Below are 21,070 nucleotides of genomic sequence, written 5' to 3' on the forward strand. Positions count from 1 at the left end.
ATGACCACGACCGTATACGGATTGAAGAACTGCGACACCTGCAAAAAGGCCACCAAATGGCTGGACCGCGTCGAGGTGCCGTATGTTTTCGTCGACTACCGCGACGCCAAGCCATCGCCGGAGACCCTGGTGGACTGGGCCGGTCAGGCCGGTGGCTTTGCTGCGCTCATCAATAAATCCTCCACCACCTGGCGACAGCTGCCGGACAACCGCAAGGCGGCCGCGTCCGATGCCGAATGGAAGCTGTTGTTGCGCGAGCATCCGCAGTTGATCAAACGCCCGGTGGTGGTCACCGCCGATGGCACGATCAGCCAGGGGTTCTCGGACAACGCCTTCAAGCAGCGCTTTGGAGTGGGTGCGTGAGCGATGTGCTTGCCTTGACCTGCGCGCTGATCGCGCGGCCGTCGGTGACGCCCGACGATGCCGGCTGCCAGGCACTGCTCGCCGAACGGCTGGGCGCGGCCGGCTTCCACTGCGAACACCTGCGCCTGGGCCAGGTCGACAACCTCTGGGCCACGCACGGGCAGGGCGCGCCGGTACTGGTGCTGCTGGGCCATACCGATGTCGTCCCGACCGGGCCGGTAGAGGCATGGACCAGTGCTCCGTTCGATCCGCAGATCCGCGATGGCGTGCTGTACGGGCGCGGCGCGGCGGACATGAAAGGCAGCGTGGCCGCGTTCGTGGTGGCCGCCGAGCAGTTCGTCGCCGCCCATCCCCATCATCCGGGCACGCTGGCGGTCCTGCTGACCAGCGATGAGGAAGGCGATGCCATCGACGGCGTGCGCCGCGTGGCCGACCTCTTCGGTGAACGCGGGCAGCGCATCGACTGGTGCATCACCGGCGAGCCGTCTTCCACGGCGATGCTCGGCGATCTGCTGCGGGTGGGCCGACGCGGCAGCCTGTCGGCCACGCTCACCGTCAAGGGCGTGCAGGGCCACGTGGCCTACCCGGACAAGGCGCGCAACCCGATCCACCTGGCCGCTGCGGCGCTGGCCGAGTTGACCGCACGGCACTGGGATGACGGCTATGCGAGCTTCCCGCCGACCAGCCTGCAGGTGTCCAACATCCACGCCGGCACCGGGGCCAACAATGTGATCCCCGGCGACCTGCAGGTGCTGTTCAACCTGCGCTACAACCCGCACTGGGACGCGCCGAAACTGGAGCAGGCGGTCGGCGTGCTGCTGGATCGCCATGCGCTGGAGTACACGCTAAGGTGGCATCGCAGTGGCGAGCCGTTCTACACCCCCGAAGGCACGTTGCGTCGGGTGGCCCGCGAGGTGCTGGGGGAATTTGCCGGTGCACCGCCGGAAGAAAGCACGGGCGGCGGTACCTCCGATGCGCGCTTCATCGCGCCGCTGGGCGCGCAGTGCATCGAAGTGGGGCCGGTCAATGCCAGCATCCACCAGGTCGACGAGAATGTTCGGGTGTCGGATCTGGAAAAGCTGCCAGCGCTGTACCAGCGGCTGATCGAGCGGCTGCTGGGCTGAATCCAGCGGCCGGCACTACCGGATGGTCGCGCTGCGCCGACCAACGGTCGGCGCCTACCGAGTCAGGTAGGGACCGACCGCGTCAGGTAGGGACCGACCGTTGGTCGGTTCGACGTTACGCCACGATCAACCCGAACGCGGCCAGCGCCGCGGCCGCCTGGCGCTGCGAAATCACCGCCTTCTTGAACAGCTTGGCATCCATCACGTTGAGCCCGCTGATGTCGGTGTCACGCAGGTCCGCACCTTCAAAGCGGGTCAGTCGGGTCTGCGCGTTGCGCAGGCTGCCGCCGATGAACACCGCATCGCGGAAATCGCAGCCGGACAGTTCCGCGTCGGAAAAATCCATGCCGTGCAGCTGCGCTTTGCGGAACGACAGCCCGCGCAGGTCGGCACTGACCAGCAGGCAATCGCGGAACTCCAGTGCCCAGCCCGTCACTTCCTGCAGGTGCGCGCCGGTCAGCTTGCAGTCGTGGAACTGCACCGAGGACAGCGTGGCGCGCCGCCAGTGACTGTTGTTCAGATCGCAATGGGAAAACTGCGCATCGCCGAGCAACGCCGCGCTGAAATCGGCGTGGCTGCCGCGGCATTTGCTCCAGCGGGTTTCTTCCAGCGAGGCCGCCAGCCAGCTCGCGTTGGCCAGCGAACACTGGTTGAACTGGAACCCATCCATGTCCAGCCGCGAAAAGTCGCCGCTGTCCAGACAGCAGTTGTCGAAGATCGCCGCGCGCGGATGCGCGGCGATGATCGTCTGCATGCGCTCGCGGGTTAGGGTTTCATCGCGGAAAGTGGCAGTCGTCATGCCGCCATTGTGGGCGATGCACACCGCATGCGGCAGTCTTGAAGGCAGCCACGGAGTGTGTACAACCGCACCGGCCGTAGAGCCGACCGTTGGTCGGCTGCCCTTAATGCCGGCGCGGCAGCCGACCAACGGTCGGCGCTACGGGTTTCGTTCGGGGTGGCGCGGCAGCCCGCCAGCTGCCGGGTCAATCGAAGGTCCAGAACGGCGGTTTGATCCGCTCGCGCCAGTACGATTCACCGGCCAGGTAGAACTGCTGCGCCTCGGCCTTGGCAAACCAGCGTGCGGCCGCGTCCAGATCGCGTGTCACCCCCGCGCGGCCGCGCCCGAGCAGCAGGCCGCTGAAGTACTGGCCATAGACATTGCCCTGGTCGGCCGCGCGCCGGTACCAGCGCAGTGCCTCCGCGCCGTCGCGCGGCAGGCCGCCCATCCCGGTTTCATACAGCGTGCCCAGGTCCACCTGGGCGTCGGCGTTGCCGCGTTGCGCGCGCCGCTGGATATCCACCACCAACGGCGGCAGGACACCGTCCTGCGCGGCGATCCCCTGCGGCAGGCGCGATGATTCCGATGGCATGTGGTGGTAGATCGTCGCGCGCAGGTCCCAGCGCAGGGCGCTGGCGGGCTGGCCGTGTTCGCGATGGAACCTGGCCAGCATCAGCATGGCCATCGGGTTGCCGTGCTCGGCCGCGGCGCGATACCAGCGTTCGGCCTTGCGCGGTGAGGCGCGCAGCGCAGTGCCCTGGTTGATGTTCGGGCCGGTGCCATGCAGCAGCTCACCGTCGGTCCAGATCCGGCCCAGCGCCTCTTCGGCCTGGGGGTTGTGGAAGGTCCACGGGGTGACGGCGGCAGCACGCTCGTACCAGGTCACCGCGCGCGGGTCGTTGAAGGTTTCGTAGGTCCTGGCTGCGTCCCAGGCACTGTCGAAGCGGCCATCGGCCGCCTTGGTCTCGACCGACTGCACGATGCTCGCCGGCGTCCGTGCAGGGGCGGTGCTGCAGGCGACCAGAGCCAAGGCCAGGGCGATGCCGCCCAGGCGTGAAGCGAAGCGTCCGAAGCGAAGGATCATGCCAGCCAGGGGGTGCAGAAGGGCCGAGATTATCGCCCGGCGCCGGAGCCCCGGCTTGTCCGCAGCGGTCGGTTTGGTTGCCATCGCAACAGTTGCACTGCCGCCAAAACCCGGTTACGGTCGATCCATGCCCTCGTTCCTGGCCACCGCCGTCACCAATACCAACCGCAGCAATCTGCGCGCGAATAATCGTGCGCGGCCGATGCGGGACTGCGACCAGGGCTAGAAACAGCAACACGCCCGGACTCCAGAAAACCCGCATCGGCCGATGCGGGTTTTTTTATGGCCGCTCGAACGCATGTACCCCGTGTATTCCCCCATCATCAGGAGCTGTTCCCATGTGTTCGATCTTCGGTATTTTCGGCCTGCAGGCCGGTGACGACCTCCCGGCGCTGCGCCGCCACGCGCTGGACCTGTCGCAGCGCCAGCGCCACCGTGGCCCGGACTGGAGCGGGGTGTATGTCGACGCCGGCGCCATCCTGGTCCACGAGCGGCTGGCCATCGTCGACCCGGCCGGCGGCTCGCAGCCGCTGCTGTCGGCGGACGGCCAGCTGGCGCTGGCGGTCAACGGCGAAATCTACAACCACACCGAACTGAAGGCCGAGCTGGCCCAGCCCTACGCCTTCCAGACCGGCTCGGACTGCGAGGTGATCAACGCGCTGTACCGGGAAGACAGCCCGGCCTCGTTCCTCAACCGCCTCAACGGCATCTTCGCCTTCGCGCTGTGGGACCGCGATGCCAGGCGCGTGTTGATCGCGCGCGATCCCATCGGGGTGGTGCCGCTGTACTGGGGCCACGACAAGGATGGCCGCCTGGTGGTGGCATCGGAATTGAAATCGCTGGTGGACAGCTGCGCCGATGCCGCGCAGTTCCCCCCCGGCCACTGGTACGACAGCGCTACCGATACGCTGACCCGCTATTACGAGCGGCCTTGGCGTGACTACGACGCGGTCGAAGGTATCCAGGCCGACCGGGTCGAACTGCGCGAAGCATTCGAGCGCGCCGTGCATCGCCAGCTGATGACCGACGTACCCTACGGCGTGCTGCTGTCCGGCGGGCTGGATTCGTCGCTGGTGGCGGCCGTGGCCGCGCGCTACGCCCGCCATCGCATCGAGGATGGCGACCAGAGCGAAGCCTGGTGGCCGCGCCTGCATTCGTTCGCCATCGGCCTGAAGGGCTCGCCCGACCTGGCCGCCGCGGCCATCGCCGCCGAGGCCCTGGGCACCGTGCACCACGGCTTTGAGTACACCTTCGAAGAAGGCCTGGACGCGCTGCCGGAAGTGATCCGGCACGTGGAAACCTACGACGTCACCACCATCCGTGCGTCCACCCCGATGTTCCTGCTGGCGCGCCGGATCAAGGCGATGGGGGTGAAGATGGTGCTGTCCGGTGAAGGCAGCGATGAAATCTTCGGCGGCTACCTGTACTTCCACAAGGCCCCCAACGCGCGTGAATTCCACGAAGAGCTGGTGCGCAAGCTCGACGCATTGAACAACTACGACTGCCTGCGCGCCAACAAGTCGATGATGGCCTGGGGCGTGGAACCGCGCGTGCCGTTCCTGGACCGTGAGTTCCTCGACGTGGCCATGCGCATCGATGCAAAGCACAAGATGGTCGGACAGGGGCCGCAGGGTGCGCGCCGGATCGAGAAGGCGGTGCTGCGCGAAGCGTTCGAGGGCTACCTGCCCGAGTCGATCCTGTGGCGGCAGAAGGAGCAGTTCAGCGACGGTGTCGGCTACGGCTGGATCGACGGGCTCAAGGCGCACGCCGCGTCGCAGATCAGCGACCGGGTCATGGCGGCGGCCGACAAGCGCTTCGTGCACAACCCGCCGCAGACCAAGGAGGCGTATTACTACCGGCATGTCTTCGAGCAGTACTTCCCGACCCAGGCCGCGGCCGAAACTGTGCCCGGCGGCAAGTCGATCGCCTGTTCTTCGCCGGCGGCGATCGCCTGGGATGCCAGCTTCGCCACCATGGCCGACCCCTCCGGCCGTGCCGTGGCCGGCGTGCACGAACAAGCGCTGGCCTGACCGCGACCCTCCGCGCAGCCCGTATCATCGAGGGCTGCACAAGGGGGCTACAGATGGATGCACAGACCGGGGGCGGGGTGCCACGGATGAAATGGGGCTGGCACTACCTGGCCTGGGCAGGGGTGCCGCTGTTGATCGGCCTGCTGCTGGCCCGCTATGCCGGCCCGGCCGTGCCGGCCGTGGCTGCCAAGGCCGGCATGGTTGCCGGCACGGCAGTGGCGCATCCCCTGTTGTCGCCGCTGGGCCTGTTCCTGCTGCAGTTGCTGGTACTGCTGCTGGTCGCCAAGGGTGCCGGCTGGCTGTTCCGTCGCTTCGGCCAGCCGGGGGTGATCGGCGAAATGGCCGCGGGCCTGATGATGGGTCCGCTGGTGCTGGGGGCGCTGCTGCCGCAGCTGCAGGGCGCGCTGTTCCCGCCGGCGTCGCTGGGCTCGCTGGGGCTGCTCAGCCAGCTGGGCGTGCTGATGTTCCTGCTGGTGGCCGGTGCCGAACTCGACCTGGGGGGACTGCGCGGGCGACGTCGGTTCGCCTTCGTGGTCAGCCATGCCGGTATCGCCGTGCCGTTCGTGCTCGGCGTGGCACTGGCGATCTGGCTGTATGACGCGCATGCGCCGCGCGGCGTTGGCTTCACCGGGTTTGCCATGTTCGTGGGGATCTCGCTGAGCATCACCGCCTTCCCGGTGTTGCTGCGCATCCTCGCCGACCGTGGCATGACCGCGACCCCGCTGGGCCAGACCGCCATCGCCTGCGCCGCGCTGGGCGATGCCACCGCGTGGTGCCTGCTGGCGCTTGTCGTGGCGGCAACGCAGGCACAGGGCTGGCTGCCGACGACGATCAACCTGGTCTGCGTGGTGCTGTTCGTGGCGGTAATGCTGGCCTGGGTGCGGCCCTGGTTCTCGCGCCGGGTGATCGTGGCCGGGCAGGAAGGGCGCTGGCTGCTGCTGATGCTGTTGCTGACGCTGGGGTGTGCGCTGGTGACTGAAATGCTGGGTATCCACGCCCTGTTCGGTGCCTTCGCTGCGGGAGTGGCGGTATCGGGCAATGCCACGTTGCGGCAGACGGTGGCCAGCAAGGTGGAGCCGTTTGCGGTGACCCTGCTGTTGCCGTTGTTCTTCGCCATGACCGGGTTGCGCATACGCGCCGATGCGCTGCAGGCCGGCGACCTGCTGTTGTGCCTGGTGGTGATCGCGGTGGCGACGCTGGGCAAGTTGTCCGGTACCTGGGGGGCAGCGCGCAGTGCCGGCATGGCAAGCCACGAGGCCTGGAAGCTCGGCGCGCTGATGAATACCCGCGGTCTGATGGAGCTGATCGTGCTCAACCTGGGCTATGAACTGGGGTTGCTCGGCGACCGTCTGTTCGCGGTGCTGGTGATCATGGCGCTGGTGACCACGGCGATGACCGGGCCGTTGTTGAGCGCGATGGAGCGCTGGCAGCGGAGGTGATCGATGCGTGAAGGGTTCTGCAGGCGCAACTGCAACTGATTCCGATTAGATCATTGGATTTCTGGATGGGGCACCATGGCCTCCATCGATTCACCAGGAAGCTCCCCCATGAAAGGCAATCCGGACGTCATCGCCTGCTTGAAGGAACTGCTGCGCGGCGAACTGGCCGCGCGTGACCAGTACTTCATCCACTCGCGCCGTTATGAAGACCAGGGTCTGTTCGCGCTGTACGAACGCCTCAACCACGAGATGGAAGAAGAGACCGGGCATGCCGATGCGCTGTTGCGCCGGATCCTGTTCCTGGGCGGCACGCCGGACATGCACCCGCATGCCTTCGAGCCGGGCGTGACCGTGGAAGAAATGCTGCAGAAGGACCTGGACACCGAGTACAGCGTGCGCAACAACCTCGCTGCCGGCATGAAGCTGTGCGAGCAGCACCAGGACTATGTCAGCCGCGACATGCTGCTGGTACAGCTGAAGGACACCGAAGAAGACCATGCCTGGTGGCTGGAACAGCAGCTGGGCCTGATCAAGCGGATCGGGTTGGCGCTGTACCAGACCAGCAAGATCGACTCGAAGGGTTCAGTGGCGCATTGATCGCGCCGCGGTTTCTGCACGCCCGCCAGCCTTCGCCAGCACGCCGCAGGAACGTATCGTCCGCCCGCCAGCAGATGCCAGCCAGCGACGAATGAAAAAGCCGGGGATTCCCCGGCTTTTTCGTGTCCAACGGCGTCCGGATCATCCAACGACGTAGAGCCGACCGTTGGTCGGCTGCACGCGGTGCCGGAGCGAAGCGCAGCCGACCAACGGTCGGCTCTACGGGTTCGCCCCGGGGCGGGCTCATTCCACCGCCAACCCTTCCACCTTCTGCCAACCCCGCGGCAGCAGGTGGCCGCGCGTGGCACGCGTGCCCAGGTACGTTTCCAGGTCCTTGAACGACAGGTTCATGGTGCGCGCACCGCTGCGTACCAGCAGCGTGTTGCCCGGGCCCACCGCCACCACCGCCACCACGCGTTCGGTGGCGAGCTTGGCCTTGGGGATGTCGATGATCTTGTTGCCCTTGCCCTTGTCCAGTTCCGGCAGGTCGGTGGCCGCGATGGCCAGCAGGTTGCCCGAGCTGGTCACCGCCACGATGCGGTCGGTGGCCGGGTTGGCCACTACCGCCGGGGTCAGCACCTTGGAGCCGGAGGTCAGGTTGAGCATCGCCTTGCCGGCCTTGTTGCGCCCGGTCAGGTTCTCGAAGCGGGTCACGAAGCCATAGCCATGGGTGGATGCCAGCACGAAGCGGGTGTTGTTCTCACCGCTGGCCAGGGTCATGAAGGCACTGCCGGCGGCCGGCGAGAAGCGGCCGGTCAGCGGTTCGCCGTTGCCACGCGCCGAGGGCAGCGTATGCACCAGGGTCGAGTAGGCACGGCCTTCGCTGTCCAGGAACGCCACCTGCTGGGTGCTGCGCGCGCGCACCGCCCCCAGCAGCGCGTCGCCGTCGCGGTAGGACAGCGTGGACGGGTCCATGTCATGGCCCTTGGCCGCACGGATCCAGCCCTTCTCCGACAGCACCACGGTCATCGGCTCGCTCGGCACCAGCTCGGTCTCGTCGATCGCCTGGGCCGCGCCACGCTGCACCAGCGGCGAGCGGCGGTCGTCGCCGAACTTCTTGGCGTCGGCCACCAGTTCGTCGCGGATCAGCTTCTTCAGCTTGGCCTTGCTGTCCAGGATCGAGAGGATCTTGTCGCGCTCCTTGGCCAGTTCGTCCTGCTCGCCGCGGATCTTCATTTCCTCCAGGCGGGCCAGCTGCTTGAGCTTGGTTTCCAGGATGTACTCGGCCTGGTCGTCGCTCAAGCCGAAGCGTGCGATCAGCGCCGCCTTGGGCTCGTCCTCGGTACGGATGAGGTGGATCACTTCATCCAGGTTGAGGAAGGCCACCAGCAGGCCTTCCAACAGGTGCAGGCGGCGCTCGACCTTCTGCAGGCGATGGGTGAGCCGGCGGGTCACGGTGGTGGCGCGGAACTGCAGCCACTCCGACAGCAGCACCTTCAGGTTCTTCACCTGCGGGCGGCCGTCCAGCCCGATCACGTTGAGGTTGACCCGGTAGCTGCGCTCCAGGTCGGTAGTGGCGAACAGGTGGCCCATCAGCTGATCGGCATCGACGCGGTTGGAGCGCGGCACCAGCACCACCCGCACCGGGTAGGCATGGTCGGACTCGTCGCGGATGTCTTCCAGCCACGGCAGCTTCTTGGCCCGCATCTGCGCGGCGATCTGTTCGATCACCTTCGACGGCGAAACCTGGAAGGGCAGCGCGTTGATGACGACGTTGGTGTTTTCCTTGAAGTACGTCGCGCGCGCACGGACGCTGCCGTAGCCGGTTTCATACATGTTCCGCAGGTCGGCCGGCGCGGTGATGATCTCGGCGAAACTGGGGTAGTCCGGGCCCTTCACATGCTCGCACAGCTCGGCCACGCTGGCATCGGGATCGTCCAGCAGGTGCAGCAGCGCGCTGACGATCTCGTTGAGGTTGTGCGGCGGTACGTCGGTGGCCATGCCCACGGCGATGCCGGTGGTGCCGTTGAGCAGCAGGTGCGGCAGGCGGGCCGGCATCCAGGTCGGCTCTTCCAGGGTGCCGTCGAAGTTGGGGGTCCAGTCGGTGGTGCCCTGGTTGATCTCGCCCAGCAGCACTTCGGCGATCGGGGTCAGCTTGGACTCGGTGTAACGCATCGCCGCGAAGGACTTGGGATCGTCGGTGGAACCGAAGTTGCCCTGGCCTTCGATCAGCGGGTAGCGGTAGGAGAAGGGCTGGGCCATCAGCACCAGCGCCTCGTAGCACGCGCTGTCGCCATGCGGATGGTATTTACCGATCACATCACCCACGGTACGCGCGGACTTCTTCGGCTTGGAGCCGGCATTCAGGCCCAGCTCGCTCATCGAATAGATGATGCGGCGCTGCACCGGCTTGAGGCCGTCGCCGATGAACGGCAACGCGCGATCAAGCACCACGTACATCGAGTAGTCCAGGTACGCCCGTTCGGCGTACTCGCGCAGGGGCAGCTGTTCAAAGCCGTGGAAGGCGGGGCGGGCAAGATCGGTCATGCGGGATTGTTACCTGTGGCAAGGGACGGCGACGGCTGTCGCCCTCGCAGGCGGTCGATTATCCGGATGCGGCCGGGGATGCCAAGCCGCGTGTTGGATTCAGGGGCTGGCCGGTGCGTGCCAGGTAGCGCCCGGGCGGGCAGCCGAAGTGGCGACCGAACACCGTGACGAACGCGCTGGGGCTGCTGAAGCCCAGTTCGTGGGCGATATCGGACACGCTCTGGCCGTCGGACAACCGGCGCAGGCCCTCGGCGAGCCGGGCCTGCTGCCGCCACTGGGCAAAGCTGAGGGTGGTTTCATCGCGGAAGTGCCGGGTCAGGCTGCGCGGCGACAGGCCGGCCCATTGCGCCCATTGTTCCAGGCTGCGCCCGTCGGACGGGTCGGCGATCAGCTGCGCGGCGATCCGCAGCAGGCGCCGGTCCTGCGGCATCGGCAGGTGCATGCGCTGGCGCGGCGCGTTGCGGATCTCGTCGAGCAGCACCTCGATCATGTGTTGCTGGCGCAGAGTGGGGGCCGCCGTCGGCAGCCAGCGGGCCACGCGCCGGGCCAGTGCCTGCAGCAGGTCGGAAATGGCCACCACGCAGGGCTCATCGGGCAGGTCATGGGCCATCTGCGGGGTGATGATCAGGCCCCAGCCGCGCAACGGCCCGGAAATCTCCACCGTGTGCGGTTCGCCCGGGGGCATCCAGCCGGCACAGCCCGGTGGCAGCGACCAGGTGCCGTGGCGGGTGCGCGTGGTGAGCAACCCGGCCTCCACGCAGATCAGCTGGGCCCGGTAGTGCTGGTGCCAGTCGATCTCCCGATTCAGCCCGCGCGCGCTTTCGATCTGGAAGCCGAGCACGCTCAAACCGTCGTCGCGTTCGATCCAGTCCAGCACATCATTGCGGACCAGGGGCGGGGTGAGGATCGCCTCCTCTGGCCTGAATATGTTATCCATTGTCCAGATTGTAATACCGGGCCAGCCGGAAGCGCCATTAAGGTGGCGTCTCCCATTGTTCTGTTTGCTGCAACACAGCATTTGCTTCCAAGTTGAATATTTCCATTGAGAAATATATTTTATGGAAGTAAAGTGCGCCCCCATGATGATCTGTCCTGAAGCCACGCCTCCCAGCTTCGGCCTGCTGTTGCGCCAGGTGCGCGACGGGCTGGTCCGTCAGCTAGACACGTCGATGGCCGAGGAAAACCTCGGCATTGGCTTCACCCACTATCTCGGTTTGAAGGTGCTCTCGGCCAAGGCCCCGTGCACCGCCAACGAGTTGGCCCAGGCCCTGGACCAGGTGCCCAGCGCGGTGACCCGCCTGCTGGACAAGCTGGAAGCGATGGGCTGTGTGCGGCGCGAGCCGCATGAAAAGGACCGCCGGGCGTTGCAGATCGTGCTGACCGAGCAGGGCCGCCAGTTGTGGGTCCGGCTGAAGCAGCGCGGCGACCAGACGATGAACGATGCGATGCGCGATCTGTCCACCGACGAGCGCGCGCAGCTGCTTTCCCTCATGACCCGTGTACGTGACTCCCTCAATACGCCATGACTACTTTCCTAGATCGCACCACTTCATTGCGCCCGCTGCGGCCGCTGCTGCTGACCGCGCTGGCGCTGGCCCTGGCCGCCTGTGCCAGCAGCCGCGGCCTGCAGCCGCAGGGCACGCTGCTGGATGCCGACAGCCTGCAGACCCAGCGTACGCTGGCCGCCGATGGCCTGAGCCAGCCCGGCTGGCCGGCGTCGGACTGGTGGCGCGCGCTGGGGGATCCCCAGCTCGACGCGCTGATTGCCGAAGGCCTGCAGCGCAACCCCGGTCTGGATGCGGCCGATGCCCGCCTGCGCCAGGCCCGCGCGCAGATCGGGACCGCCCACGCCGACCGGCTGCCCAGCCTGTCGGCCTCCGGTGGCTACACCGGCGTGCGCCTGCCCGAGTCGATGGTCGGTGAAGAGCGCGGCGGCAGCTATGCCGGCAGTGGCCAGGCCTACCTCAGCTTCAGCTATGGCATCGACCTGTGGGGCGGCAAGCGCGCGGCCTGGGAAGCGGCCGTGGACAGCGGCCACGCTGCCGAAGTGGACGCGCAGGCCGCGCGCCTGAACCTGTCGGCCGGGATCGCCGAAGCCTATGCGCAGCTGGGGTACGCCTGGCGCCTGCACGATGTGGCCAGCGAAGAACTGGCGCGCTCGCAGAAGACCCTGGAGCTGACCGCCCAGCGCCGCCGCGCCGGCATCGACAGCGACCTGCAGATGCGCCAGGCCGAGGCCCGTATTCCTGCCGCGCAGCAGCAGCAACAGGCCGCGCAGCAGCAGATCGACGAGGCCCGCACCGCGCTGGCGGCGTTGGTCGGGCAGGGCCCGGACCGCGGCCTGCAGATCGAACGCCCGCAGCTGCTCAATCCGCTGGCGCTGCAGCTGCCCGGCGTGCTGCCCAGCGCACTGCTCGGCCGTCGCCCCGACATCGTGGCCGCGCGCTGGCGCGTGGAAGCGGCCGGGCGCGAGATCCATGCGGCCAAGGCGCAGTTTTATCCGAGCCTCAACCTGACCGCGCTCGGCGGCGTGGTCTCCAGTGAAGTGGACCAGCTGCTCAAGAGCGGCTCCACGTTCGCCTTCCTCGGCCCGGCCCTGAGCCTGCCGATCTTCGACGGTGGCCGCCTGCGTGCCAACCTGGACAAGACCGACGCGCAGTACGACCTGGCCGTGGCCGATTACAACCAGTCGGTGGTCAACGCCTTGCGCGACGTCGCCGACCAGGTCAATGCCGTGCGTTCGCTGGCCGGCCAGGCGGCCGCGCAGCAACAGGCCGTGGACACCGCCAAGGCCGCCCACGACCTGGCCGAGCAGCGCTACCGCGCCGGCATCGGCAGCTATCTGGAGGTGCTCAGCGTGGAAGAACAGCTGCTGCTCGCCCAGCAGCGGCTGGCGTCGCTGCAGTCCCAACAGATTCTTGTATCGGTACGGTTGAGCCAGGCGCTGGGCGGGGGCTTCATCCCCTCCAGCGACACCGCCACGCTCGCCCATTCCCCTGATTCCACGCATTCCTGAGACACATTCCATGAGCCAGACATCCGCTCCTGCTGCCGCTCCGGCAGCCCCGTCCCGTCGCGGCAAGCTGCTGCGCGGCCTGTTGGTCATCGTGGTGCTGCTGCTGGCCGCGGTGGCGCTGTGGTACTTCATGTTCGGCCGCTGGTTCGAAGAAACCGACGACGCCTACGTGCAGGGCAACCAGGTGCAGATCACCCCGCTGGTGGCCGGTACCGTGGTGGCGATCAATACCGATGACGGCATGCGCGTCGAGCGTGGCCAGCTGCTGGTGCAGCTGGACCCGGCCGATACCGAAGTGGCGCTGCAACAGGCCCAGGCCAACCTGGCCAAGACCGTGCGCCAGACCCGCGGCCTGTACCGCAGCGTGGAAGGTGCGCAGGCCGAGTTGAACGCCCGCCAGGTGACCCTGAAGCGCGTGCGTGAGGACTTCAACCGCCGCAAGGGCCTGGCTGCCAGTGGCGCCATTTCCAACGAAGAACTGGCCCATGCGCGTGACGAACTGGCCGGTGCCGAAGCGGCCGTGGCCGGTTCGCGCGAGACCTTCGAGCGCAACAACGCGCTGGTGGACGACACCGTGATCGCCACCCAGCCGGACGTGCAGGCCGCCGCCGCGCAGTTGCGCCAGGCGTTCCTCAACAACGCCCGGTCCGGCATCGTCGCCCCGGTCAGCGGGTTCGTGGCGCGTCGCTCGGTGCAGGTCGGCCAGCGCGTGCAGCCGGGCACCGCGTTGATGGCGGTGGTGCCGACCGAGCAGATGTGGGTGGAAGCCAACTTCAAGGAAACCCAGCTGCGGCACATGCGCCTGGGCCAGGAAGTGGAGCTGCGCTCGGACCTGTATGGCGGTGATGTGACCTACAAGGGCCGCATCGACAGCCTGGGCCTGGGCACCGGTTCGGCGTTCTCGCTGCTGCCGGCGCAGAACGCCAGCGGCAACTGGATCAAGATCGTGCAGCGCGTGCCGGTCCGCATTGCCATCGACGCCAAGCAGCTGGCCGAACACCCGCTGCGCATCGGCCTGTCGATCAAGGCCGAAGTGAGCCTGCGCGACCAGAAGGGCACGGTACTGCCGAGCGCGGTGGCCAAGGGGGCGGTGTTCGACACCGATGTCTATGCCAAGCAGCTGCACGATGCCGATGATGTGATCCATTCGATCATCCAGGGCAACCTGCCGCAGCCGGCCAAGGCGAGCTGAGGCGACCATGTCCGCACAAGCTCCAGCAGCGCCGGGTGCGGTCGCCGGCTTCCTGCCACCGAGCATCGCCTTATGCACCGTGGGCCTGGCGATGGCCTCGTTCATGCAGGTGCTCGACACCACCATCGCCAACGTGTCCCTGCCCACCATTGCCGGCAATCTTGGCGCCAGTTCGCAGCAGGCCACGTGGGTCATCACTTCCTTTGCAGTCAGCATGGCCATCGCGCTGCCGTTGACCGGCTGGCTGAGCCGCCGCTTTGGCGAACGCAAGTTGTTCATCTGGGCCACGCTGGCGTTCGTGGCCACATCGCTGCTGTGCGGGCTGGCCCAGAGCATGGGCATGCTGGTGCTGTCGCGCGCGCTGCAGGGTTTCGTGGCCGGGCCGATGTACCCGATCACCCAGTCGCTGCTGGTCTCGATCTATCCACGTGAGAAACGCGGGCAGGCGCTGGCGCTGCTGGCGATGATCACCGTGGTGGCGCCGATCTGCGGGCCCATCCTGGGCGGCTGGATCACCGACAACTACAGCTGGGAATGGATCTTCCTGATCAACGTGCCGTTGGGCATCTTCGCGGCCCTGGTGGTGGGTAGCCAGCTGAAGGGCCGTCCGGAGCAGACTGAAAAACCGAAGATGGACTACGTGGGCCTGGTCACCCTGGTGATCGGCGTGGGCGCGTTGCAGTTGGTGCTCGACCTGGGCAACGACGAAGACTGGTTCGCCTCGATGAAGGTCGTGGTGCTGGCCTGCGTGGCCGTGGTGTCGCTGGCGGTGTTCCTGATCTGGGAACTCACCGACAAGGACCCGATCGTGGACCTGCGATTGTTCCGGCATCGCAACTTCCGCGCCGGTACGCTGGCGATGGTGGTGGCGTATGCGGCGTTCTTCAGCGTGTCGTTGCTGATCCCGCAGTGGCTGCAGCGTGACATGGGCTACACCGCGATCTGGGCGGGCCTGGCGACGGCACCGATCGGCATTCTGCCGGTGATCATGTCCCCGTTCGTGGGCAAATATGCCTCGCGCTTCGACATGCGCTGGATTGCCTCGTTCGCGTTTGTGTTCCTGTCCTTCACCAGCTTCCTGCGCTCGGGCTTCAACCTGCAGGTGGACTTCAACCATGTGGCGATGGTGCAGCTGATCATGGGCGTGGGTGTGGCGCTGTTCTTCATGCCGGTGCTGCAGATTCTGTTGTCGGACCTGGACGGGCGCGAGATCGCGGCCGGCTCGGGCCTGGCCACGTTCCTGCGCACGCTGGGCGGCAGCTTTGCCGCATCGCTGACCACCTGGCTGTGGGCACGCCGCACCCAGGAGCATCACGCGCACCTGACCGAGCACGTGTCCACTTACACGCCGGGCATGCAGGAGCAGGTGGCCGCGATGGGGCAGGGCAACCTGCAGCATGGCGCGGCGGCGCTCAACAACATGATCAACCACCAGGCCTCGCAGATGGGCTTCAACGACATCTTCTTCCTGCTGGGCTGGGTGTTCCTGGCGATCATCGCGTTCCTGTGGCTGGCCAAGCCACCGTTCGGTGCAGGGGCGGGTGCGGCATCGGCCGGCGGGCATTGAGCCTGGCGTGAGGTGAAACGAAAAACCCGCCGAAAGGCGGGTTTTTTCATGGGTTCGTCTGTCCGCGGCGGATGGAAAAATGCAAACCAACGGCCCGCGTAAGCACGGGAGGCGGGACACGCTGCCCCTCCGGGTAGAGCCGACCGTTGGTCGGCTTCCCCCAGCGCCCAGGGATATCAACGTCAGCCGACCAACGGTCGCAAAGCACACCAGCACCCGCGCCTACACCACGCCGGTTGCGACGCCTCAACGTGGAAGCCACCCAGGACAGCATCATCCGCACTGTGGTGCAGTGGCCCGTGCACGTGCCGGTAAAGATTCCCGGGAAGGTGCAGCGCGCCGCCCGCGAAGCCGCAGTCACGCAGCAGAGCAAGGGGAAGCATCCAGGCGGTGTTGTAGGACGCGTTCGCTGAGCCGGCAGGCTCTGCCAGGCGACATCCATTAGGCGAGGGCGGCTGCAGAGGCCTTCTGCCACCGGCAATAGTCCGTCGAAGGCAGGCATCGAGTGATCAAGGTCACAAGCAACGGCCGGCTCCACCGCGTAATGCCGCGCGCCATTTGCCGCAGCGGTGGGCAAACCGCGGGCATGAAAAAACCCGCTTGCGCGGGTTTGATCATTGCCTGAGTCATGGTGCCCAGAAGAGGACTCGAACCTCCACGAAGTTGCCCCCGCTAGCACCTGAAGCTAGTGCGTCTACCAATTCCGCCACCTGGGCGACTCAGGAGGGGAATTCTGCGGGAGAAGCGCAATTGTGTCAACAGGATTTCGCGGGAAGTTTGTTTGTCGCGCGTTGCTGCGTCATCGCGGTCGATGCCGCGCGAATCGTGCGTGGTGCGTGGTGGACCGCAGAAACGAAAAAACCCGCTTGCGCGGGTTTGATCATTTTCTGAGTCATGGTGCCCAGGAGAGGACTCGAACCTCCACGAAGTTACCCCCGCTAGCACCTGAAGCTAGTGCGTCTACCAATTCCGCCACCTGGGCGACTCAGAACGAGAATTTTGCGGGAGAACCGCGATTGTGTCAACAGGATTTCGCAGGAAGTTCGTTTGTCGCGCGTTGCTGCGTCATCGCGGTCGATGCCGCGCGAATCGTGCGTGGTGCGTGGTGGACCGCAGAAACGAAAAAACCCGCTTGCGCGGGTTTGATCATTTTCTGAGTCATGGTGCCCAGGAGAGGACTCGAACCTCCACGAAGTTACCCCCGCTAGCACCTGAAGCTAGTGCGTCTACCAATTCCGCCACCTGGGCGACTCAGGACGCGAATTCTGGGCATGTGGCCCACGCTTGTCAACGGTTTTGTGAAAATTCTTCACAATCCTGCACAGGTGACGCGCGCTGACCGGATCTGCACACCGCCAGCGGTTATCATGGAGGCCAATGAAACCAACGAAACCGACCCAGGGCGCGAAAGCCCCCAAGTCCCCGGCGCCCAAGCAGGCAGCCGGTCCGTCGGGCAAGCCCCGCGCTGCCGCCAAGAAAGCCGGCAAACTGCCGCCTTGGATGCCCGAATCCATGACTGCGCCTGCGCCACCGCGCGGTGGCAAGCGTTCGGGCCCCAAGCCGGATGCCGGCCCGCCGGTCCCGACCCGTCGCCGGCCGCATCCGACCACCGCCCCGGACATGAACGTGCTGGATCCGCACGCGGCACGCGAGGCCGAGCGCTATGCGCAGCCGATCGCCAGCCGCGAGGCGATCCTGCAGCTGCTGGATCGCTGCGATGGCCCGCAGACCGGTGAAGAAATCGGCCTGCACCTCGGCCTGACCGAACCGGACCGTGCCGATGCGCTCGGCAAGCGCCTCGGCGCGATGGTCCGCGACGGCCAGCTCGTGCAGAACCGCCGCGGCGGCTTCGCGCCGGTGCAGGCGGTCAACCTGATCACCGGCGTGGTCATCGCCAACCCGGAAGGCTTCGGCTTCCTGCGCCCGGTGGAAGGCGGCGACGACCTGTTCCTGCCGCCGTATGAAATGCGCAAGGTGCTGCACGGCGACAAGGTGCTGGTCAACGTGACCGGCATCGACCGCCGGGGTCGCCGCGAGGGCAGCATTTCGCGCGTGCTCGAGCGCGGCATGACCCGCCTGATCGGCCGCTTCAGTGTTGAGTTCGGCATCAATTACGTGGTGCCCGACGACAAGCGCGTGCAGCGCAACGTACAGATTCCGCCGGACCAGACCGGTGATGCGCGCGACGGCCAACTGGTGGTCTGCGAGCTGACCCAGGCCCCGGACACCCGGCGCCCGCCGATCGGCCGCATCATCGCGGTGCTCGGCGACAAGCTGACCGCCTCGCTGATTGTCGAGACCGCCATCCACGGCCACGAGCTGCCGTTCGAGTTCCCGCAGGACGTGCTCAACGAAGCCTCGGCCGTGCCGCTGGTGGTCGAGGCGGAAATGACCGGCGGTCGCGTGGATCTGCGCAGCACGCCGCTGGTGACCATCGACGGCGAGGACGCCAAGGACTTTGACGACGCGGTCTACTGCGAACCCAACGCCGAAGGTTTCCGCCTGGTGGTGGCGATCGCCGACGTCTCCAACTACGTCCGTCCCGGTACGCCGCTGGACGATGAAGCACAGAAGCGCGCGACCTCGGTGTATTTCCCGGGCTTCGTGGTGCCGATGTTGCCCGAGACGCTGTCCAACGGCATCTGCTCGCTGATGCCCAAGGTCGACCGCATGTGCTTTGTCTGCGACATGCAGGTGAACCGCGAGGGCGAGGTGATCCACTCGCGCTTCTACGAAGCGGTGATGAATTCCCATGCACGCCTGACCTACAACCAGGTCTGGCAGGCGGTGGGCGAAAACGATGTGGCCACGCGCAATGATATCGCCGCGGTGCTGCCGCAGGTCGAACGCCTGCACCAGCTGTACAAGGTGCTGGCCAAGGCGCGTACCCGACGCGGGGCGATCGAGTTTGAATCCTCCGAAGTGCGCTTCGTGCTGGACAACACCGGCGAAGTCACCCAGGCCGGGATGATGGTGCGCAACGATGCGCACAAGCTGATCGAAGAATGCATGATCGCCGCCAATGTGCAGGCGGCGCGCTACCTGTTGAGCAAGCACGTGCCGGCACCGTTCCGCGACCATGCCAAGCCGCCGGAAACCAAGTACGACGACCTGCTGGAGTTCCTCAAGGAATTCAAGCTGAGCCTGCCGGCCTGGTCCAAGGTGCAGCCGGGCGATTACACCAAGCTGCTCAAGAAGGTGCGCGAGCGCCCCGATGCAGCGCTGCTGGAATCGGTGCTGCTGCGCAGCCAGAGCCTGGCGGTGTACTCGCCGGACAACCAGGGCCACTTCGGCCTGTCGCTGGATGCCTACGCACACTTCACCTCGCCGATCCGCCGCTACCCCGACCTGCTGGTGCACCGTGCGATCAAGCACGCGCTCAGCGGCAAGCCGCTGGAGAAGTACACCTATTCGCAGCGCGAGATGGCAGCGCTGGCCCTGCAGTGTTCCGAACGCGAACGCCGTGCCGACGAGGCCGAGCGCGAGGTCGACGAGCGCTACCGTGCCGCGTGGATGGAAAAACACGTCGGCGGCCAGTTCGATGGCGTGATCAGTGGCGTGACCAGTTTCGGTTTGTTCGTGGAACTGGACGAATCCAAGGTCAATGGCCTGGTGCACGTCACCCAGCTGCCGCACGACTATTACCAGTTCGATGCGGTACGCAAGACGCTCAACGGCGAACGCCGTGGCAAGGCTTACCGGCTGGGCGATCGCGTCCGCATCCTGGTGCTCAAGGCCAGCATGGAAGAGCGCAAGATCGACTTCCGCCTGGTCGAAGAGAAGGACGACGAGGTGGCCGAACTGCCGCCGCGCGGCCAGCCGGCCAAGCGCAAGAAGCAGAAGTACTGAGATGTGCTGCCGACCCACGGTCGGCAGCTACCCGGCCGGTACATGACCGGCCGGCACGTACCCACCCGGCGCATGACCGGCCGGTACGGAACCCACCCGGTAGGTACCGACCGTTGGTCGGTACCTACCGGCCGGCTCCACCCGGACCCGATGCGGAGCGACCATGCCTGCACTCCCTGAATACAGCGGCGGCTGCCAATGCGGCGCGATCCGCTTCCATGTCCGCGGCGAACTCACCGACAGCTCGATCTGCCACTGCCGCATGTGCCAGAAGGCGTTCGGGGCTTACTACGCGCCGCTGGTCTCGGTGCGCGGGGTCGCGTTCACCTGGACCCGGGGCGAGCCGCGCCGGTTTGCCTCCTCCAACCGGGTTCAGCGCGGCTTCTGCGCGGACTGCGGCACGCCGTTGACCTATGAAGCGCCGAACGGCATGGCGATCGCCGCGGGTGCCTTCGACCAGCCGGCCCGCCTGCCACCGACCGTGCAGTACGGCACCGAGGCCAAGGTACCGTTCGTGGACACGCTGGGCGCGCTCCCGGCCATCGCTGACGAGGACGACCCTGAGATGGCCCTGCTGCAGGGCCTGGTCAGCCACCAGCACCCGGACCGCGACACCCCGTGAACGCCCGGCAGGGCAGGCCGGGCCTTGATGCTCTACCATTACCACCCCCTGTACCGGTCCCGCCCCGCAATGAGCAAGCAAAGCCAGTGGATCGTCGGCGTCAACGCCGTCGCCTCTTCGATCGAAAACGATGCCGAGAATGTCCGCGAAGTCCTGATCGAAGCCGGGGCGAAGAATCCGCGGCTGACCGAGATCGAAGAGAACGCGCGGCGCAAGGGCATCGACGTGCGCAAGGTCAACACCCAGGCGCTGGACGGCGTGGGCGGTTCGGTGCGCCACCAGGGCGTGGCGGCGCGTTACCAGGCCGCACGCACCTACGGTGAGAACGAACTGGAAGGGCTGATCGAAGCGGCCGAGGGCAAGGCCCTGCTGCTGGTGCTGGACGAGGTGCAGGATCCGCACAACCTCGGCGCCTGCCTGCGCAGCGCTGCGGCAGCCGGTGCCACGGCGGTGATCATTCCCAAGGACAAGTCGGCCACGGTCAACGCCACCGTGCGCAAGACCTCGGCCGGTGCGGCCGACCGTATCCCGGTGGTGGCGGTGACCAACCTGTCGCGCTGCCTGAAGGACCTGCAGAAGCTGGGCGTGTGGATCTACGGCCTGGCCGGTGAAGCCACCGCATCGCTGTACTCGATCGACCTGCGCGGCAACGTGGCGCTGGTGCTGGGCGGCGAAGCGGACGGCCTGCGCCGGCTGACCCGCGAAAACTGCGACAGCCTGGTCAAGATCCCGATGCCGGGCGACATCGAAAGCCTCAATGTCTCGGTGGCCACCGGCGTCAGCCTGTTTGAAGCGGTACGCCAGCGCGCGGGGTAACCGCGCGCGTAGAGCCGACCGTTGGTCGGCTGCCGCGCAACGCGCGGCAATGGGTCCTGCGTTCGTGGCCCCGGACGCAGCGCAGCCGACCAACGGTCGGCTCTAC

General features: G+C 66.7%; 16 protein-coding genes and 3 tRNA genes. 12 read left to right on the forward strand and 7 right to left on the reverse strand.

The window, feature by feature from the left end:
- Positions 1–363: an arsenate reductase gene (locus AC3IR9_RS06635; protein ID WP_489294889.1), complete on the forward strand. Its 363-nt coding sequence runs from the start codon at positions 1–3 to the stop codon at positions 361–363.
- Entirely contained in the window at positions 360–1,487 is a 1,128-nt protein-coding gene (dapE, locus tag AC3IR9_RS06640; RefSeq protein ID WP_489294891.1) for a succinyl-diaminopimelate desuccinylase, read from the forward strand. Before AC3IR9_RS06635 ends, dapE begins: the two co-directional genes overlap by 4 nt.
- A 115-nt stretch (positions 1,488–1,602) precedes the next feature.
- Here dapE and AC3IR9_RS06645 read toward each other — a convergent pair whose 3' ends face one another.
- Both AC3IR9_RS06645 and AC3IR9_RS06650 read right to left on the reverse strand, forming a co-directional pair.
- Entirely contained in the window at positions 1,603–2,286 is a 684-nt protein-coding gene (locus tag AC3IR9_RS06645) for a pentapeptide repeat-containing protein (RefSeq protein WP_489294892.1), read from the reverse strand.
- Between the two features lie 184 nt (positions 2,287–2,470).
- Complete coding sequence (locus tag AC3IR9_RS06650) at positions 2,471–3,349, reverse strand: tetratricopeptide repeat protein (protein ID WP_489294893.1); 879 nt, start codon at positions 3,347–3,349, stop codon at positions 2,471–2,473.
- A gap of 338 nt (positions 3,350–3,687) precedes the next feature.
- On the opposite strand from AC3IR9_RS06650, the gene asnB reads away from it, so the two are divergent.
- From asnB to bfr, 3 genes are all read left to right on the forward strand, one after another.
- Positions 3,688–5,379: an asparagine synthase B gene (asnB, locus tag AC3IR9_RS06655; protein ID WP_489294894.1), complete on the forward strand. Its 1,692-nt coding sequence runs from the start codon at positions 3,688–3,690 to the stop codon at positions 5,377–5,379.
- A 53-nt stretch (positions 5,380–5,432) separates the two neighbouring features.
- Complete coding sequence (locus AC3IR9_RS06660) at positions 5,433–6,818, forward strand: cation:proton antiporter (RefSeq protein ID WP_489294895.1); 1,386 nt, start codon at positions 5,433–5,435, stop codon at positions 6,816–6,818.
- 108 nt (positions 6,819–6,926) lie between these two features.
- On the forward strand, positions 6,927–7,415 hold the full coding sequence (gene bfr, locus AC3IR9_RS06665) for a bacterioferritin (RefSeq protein WP_489294896.1): 489 nt from the start codon (positions 6,927–6,929) through the stop codon (positions 7,413–7,415).
- A 243-nt stretch (positions 7,416–7,658) separates the two neighbouring features.
- Here the strand turns inward: bfr and parC are convergent, their stop codons facing one another.
- A complete protein-coding gene (parC, locus tag AC3IR9_RS06670) occupies positions 7,659–9,902 on the reverse strand; it encodes a DNA topoisomerase IV subunit A (protein WP_489294897.1) in 2,244 nt (747 codons plus the stop codon).
- A 58-nt stretch (positions 9,903–9,960) separates the two neighbouring features.
- Positions 9,961–10,839, reverse strand: a complete 879-nt coding sequence (locus tag AC3IR9_RS06675; protein WP_489294898.1) for an AraC family transcriptional regulator — start codon at positions 10,837–10,839, stop codon at positions 9,961–9,963.
- Positions 10,840–10,984: 145 nt separating this feature from the next.
- On the opposite strand from AC3IR9_RS06675, the gene AC3IR9_RS06680 reads away from it, so the two are divergent.
- Genes AC3IR9_RS06680 through AC3IR9_RS06695 form a run of 4 tightly spaced genes read left to right on the forward strand, consistent with a single transcriptional unit; the run spans position 10,985 to position 15,677 of the window.
- Positions 10,985–11,428: a MarR family winged helix-turn-helix transcriptional regulator gene (locus tag AC3IR9_RS06680; RefSeq protein ID WP_489295740.1), complete on the forward strand. Its 444-nt coding sequence runs from the start codon at positions 10,985–10,987 to the stop codon at positions 11,426–11,428.
- Positions 11,425–12,918 carry an efflux transporter outer membrane subunit gene (locus tag AC3IR9_RS06685; RefSeq protein ID WP_489294899.1) on the forward strand — a complete coding sequence of 498 codons (1,494 nt, stop codon included), beginning with the start codon at positions 11,425–11,427 and terminating at the stop codon, positions 12,916–12,918. Before AC3IR9_RS06680 ends, AC3IR9_RS06685 begins: the two co-directional genes overlap by 4 nt.
- Positions 12,919–12,928: 10 nt before the next feature.
- Positions 12,929–14,110: a multidrug efflux MFS transporter periplasmic adaptor subunit EmrA gene (gene emrA / locus AC3IR9_RS06690; protein WP_489294901.1), complete on the forward strand. Its 1,182-nt coding sequence runs from the start codon at positions 12,929–12,931 to the stop codon at positions 14,108–14,110.
- 7 nt (positions 14,111–14,117) lie between these two features.
- The gene (locus AC3IR9_RS06695; protein ID WP_489294902.1) at positions 14,118–15,677 is read left to right on the forward strand and encodes a DHA2 family efflux MFS transporter permease subunit; all 1,560 of its coding nucleotides are present in this window, start codon (positions 14,118–14,120) and stop codon (positions 15,675–15,677) included.
- 629 nt (positions 15,678–16,306) lie between these two features.
- Here the strand turns inward: AC3IR9_RS06695 and AC3IR9_RS06700 are convergent.
- The 3 genes from AC3IR9_RS06700 to AC3IR9_RS06710 all read right to left on the reverse strand — a co-directional run bounded on the left by AC3IR9_RS06700 (position 16,307) and on the right by AC3IR9_RS06710 (position 16,925).
- Positions 16,307–16,393: transfer RNA gene (locus AC3IR9_RS06700), tRNA-Leu, on the reverse strand.
- A gap of 179 nt (positions 16,394–16,572) precedes the next feature.
- Positions 16,573–16,659, reverse strand: a tRNA-Leu gene (locus AC3IR9_RS06705).
- 179 nt (positions 16,660–16,838) lie between these two features.
- Positions 16,839–16,925 (reverse strand) — tRNA-Leu (locus tag AC3IR9_RS06710).
- A gap of 129 nt (positions 16,926–17,054) precedes the next feature.
- Between AC3IR9_RS06710 and rnr the strand changes: the two genes are divergently transcribed.
- The 3 genes from rnr (at position 17,055) to rlmB (ending at position 20,964) form a co-directional block, all read left to right on the forward strand.
- Complete coding sequence (rnr, locus tag AC3IR9_RS06715) at positions 17,055–19,526, forward strand: ribonuclease R (RefSeq protein WP_489294904.1); 2,472 nt, start codon at positions 17,055–17,057, stop codon at positions 19,524–19,526.
- A gap of 163 nt (positions 19,527–19,689) precedes the next feature.
- Positions 19,690–20,148, forward strand: a complete 459-nt coding sequence (locus AC3IR9_RS06720; RefSeq protein WP_489294906.1) for a GFA family protein — start codon at positions 19,690–19,692, stop codon at positions 20,146–20,148.
- A gap of 69 nt (positions 20,149–20,217) precedes the next feature.
- Positions 20,218–20,964, forward strand: coding sequence for a 23S rRNA (guanosine(2251)-2'-O)-methyltransferase RlmB (gene rlmB / locus AC3IR9_RS06725; protein ID WP_489294907.1), 747 nt, complete (start codon positions 20,218–20,220; stop codon positions 20,962–20,964).
- Positions 20,965–21,070 lie beyond the last annotated feature (106 nt).

The sequence above is a fragment of the Stenotrophomonas sp. GL_101 genome, assembly GCF_057835675.1.